At 64.8% G+C, this 2,658-nt stretch carries 2 protein-coding genes; one reads left to right on the top strand and one right to left on the bottom strand.

Annotation, left to right across the window (positions count from 1 at the left end):
- Window positions 1–356: 356 nt before the first annotated feature.
- A complete protein-coding gene (locus VMJ11_RS33295; RefSeq protein ID WP_325625377.1) occupies window positions 357–1,340 on the bottom strand; it encodes a LysR family transcriptional regulator in 984 nt (327 codons plus the stop codon).
- Between the two features lie 359 nt (window positions 1,341–1,699).
- On the opposite strand from VMJ11_RS33295, the gene purB reads away from it, so the two are divergent.
- The coding region (gene purB / locus VMJ11_RS33290; protein WP_325625375.1) for an adenylosuccinate lyase at window positions 1,700–2,658 on the top strand (959 nt) is incomplete at its 3' end.

Genomic DNA, 2,658 nt, shown 5'->3' with positions numbered 1-2,658 from the left:
TTGCCCCACGGGCCGAGATCGTCGGCGTGGAGATAGGAAGGAACCGACTGCAGTTGGGATGACATGTACGCTCCGATCGAACAAGTGGTGCCATTGTCAGAAAACGCCCACTTGAAATCCAATGCCGTTTGGTCATCCCGTCATGCATTTATTGCATAACGTCCCCGAAGTCGAAAAAACGTGTCGCGGGTGCCGTGTTTCATGGGGTATCGGCCGAAATAGCCTGACTGTTTGGCGAGCGTCGTGCGACTGTTGCTGCAGACGTAAAACATCCATGCGGCGGCCGCGCGCATGGCAAGCGCGGCCGTTGCGCATTGTTCGCCGTGTTGATGGTGTGCCGAGACGGGGGTGCTTCGTCAGCCAGTTCGGCCGCCGCGTGCCGCGCCGGGTTCACCCTGCGCGAGCTCGGCGTTCACGACGTCCCACAGCTCGCGCACGAGCGCCTTGCGTGCGTCGTCGCCCTGGGTCGCGAACTTGTCACGGTAGAGGCGGATTTCCATGTCGAGCGTGAACTGGCCCTCGGGCACCCCGCGCGTGCCGCGGTCGAGACGGATCAGATGCCCCTGGGCGACGGCGTCATCCACCGCGCTGTGCGGCAAAAAGGCAATGCCATGACCGGCCAGTGCCATCGCCTTGAGGCCTTCGGCCATGTCGGTTTCGTAGACGCGGTCCAGATACAGGCGCGCCGGCGCGTTGGCGACGATCACCTCGGTCATGCGGCCCAGATAGGCGTTCGGCGTATAGGAGAGATACGGAGCGGGCGCGTCGGGCGTGCCGGGCAGCGTGTAGCGCGCACGCCCGGCGCGCTGCGGCGCGCAATACGGGCTGATCGATTCGATGCCGAGCGTGAGGGTGTCGTAGCGCGCGGGGTCGAGCGTCACAGGATGGCTCGGATGGTGATAACCCATCACGAGATCGCAGCCGCCTTCCACGAGCGAGAGCACGGCGTCGTGCACGTTCAGTGCGCGCAGGCGCGTATGGATGCGCCCGAGCTTCGCCTCGATACGCTGCAGCCAGCGCGGAAAGTAGGTGAGCGAAAGCGTGTGCGGCACCGCGAACTCGATGGTCGCGGCCGGCGTGGCCGTATGGCCGCGCAGCAGCGTGCGCGCTTCGTGGAACTGCGAAAGCATCGCGAGCGCCTGCTCGTAGAAGACCTGGCCTGCCGCGGTGAGGCGTGTCGGATACACCGAACGGTCGATTAGTTCAGTGCCGAGCCACGCCTCGAGCGCCTGGATGCGCCGCGAGAAGGCCGGCTGCGTAACGTGGCGCAGCTCGGCCGAGCGGCTGAAACTATGCGTCTCCGCCAGCGAAACGAAGTCTTCGAGCCATTTGAGTTCCATGCGGTGCCACGGTGCGGGTGAGAAGTCCGCATTCTAGGCCCGTGCGCGCCTCGTTGGGTGGCTGGATAGATGCACGGTTGGGTGCCCGGGTGAGTGCCTGGTCAGGTGCCCGCGCCTGGTTGGGCACCGGGCAGGCGCATTTCGCGCGTGTCGCGACGCAGCGCTGGCCGCATGCTCTGCAAGCACGTAGCGGCCAACTCGACAAAACGCTTCAGCGCGATCCCACGCCCCCTCGCCGCGTCAAGCCAGCACCGACAGCGCCAGCCTCGGCCCCTGTCGGCGAGGTGATAAAATGCGCGGTTCCCGCCGTCTCCTCTCTGACCGTAACCGAGCGTAACGCCTTACGTTACGTCCCCATCATGTCCGACACTCGTCCCGATACCCTCTTCGCGCTCACCGCGCTCTCCCCGCTCGACGGCCGCTACGCCTCGAAAACCGAAGCCCTGCGCGACTGGCTCTCGGAAGCTGCCTTCATGCGACACCGCGTGACCGTGGAAATCCACTGGCTGATCGCGCTCTCGCACGCCGGTTTCGCCGAAGTGCCGCGCTTTTCGGAAGCCTCGGAGCAGTTCCTGCTTAAGCTCGCCGAGAACTTCACGGCCCATGACGCGGCGCGCATCAAGGACATCGAGCGCGTCACGAACCACGACGTGAAGGCTGTCGAGTACTGGCTCAAGGAATCGGTGAAGGGTCAGTCGGAACTGGAGCGGGCAAGCGAGTTCATCCACTTCGCCTGCACCTCGGAAGACATCAACAACACTTCGCACGGCCTGATGCTCGCGGGCGCCCGCGAGCACGTGATCCTGCCGGCGCTGCGCTCGGTGCATCAGCGCCTCGTCGCGCTCGCCCACGCGCAAGCCGACCAGCCGATGCTCTCGCGCACGCACGGCCAGCCGGCAAGCCCCACGACGCTCGGCAAGGAAATCGCCAACGTCGCGGCGCGTCTCGCACGCGCGATCTCGCGCATCGAGAAGGTCGAGCTGCTCGGCAAGATGAACGGCGCGGTGGGCAACTTCAACGCACACCTCTCGGCGTATCCGGAATTCGACTGGGAAGGGTTCTCGAAGGAAGTCGTCGAGAAGCGCCTGAAGCTCACCTTCAACCCCTACACGATCCAGATCGAACCGCACGACTACATGGCCGAGCTGTTCGACGCCGTCGCGCGCGCGAACACGATCCTGCTCGACCTCGATCGCGACGTGTGGGGCTACATCTCGCTCGGCTACTTCAAGCAGAAGACGAAGGCCGGCGAAATCGGCTCGTCGACCATGCCGCACAAGGTCAACCCGATCGACTTCGAGAACTCGGAAGGCAACCT

The organism is Paraburkholderia sp. (assembly GCF_035501035.1).
Classification (GTDB): Bacteria; Pseudomonadota; Gammaproteobacteria; order Burkholderiales; family Burkholderiaceae; genus Paraburkholderia.
The sequence above is the reverse complement of the archived record's forward strand: the minus strand, read 5'-3'. Positions and strand labels throughout refer to the sequence as shown.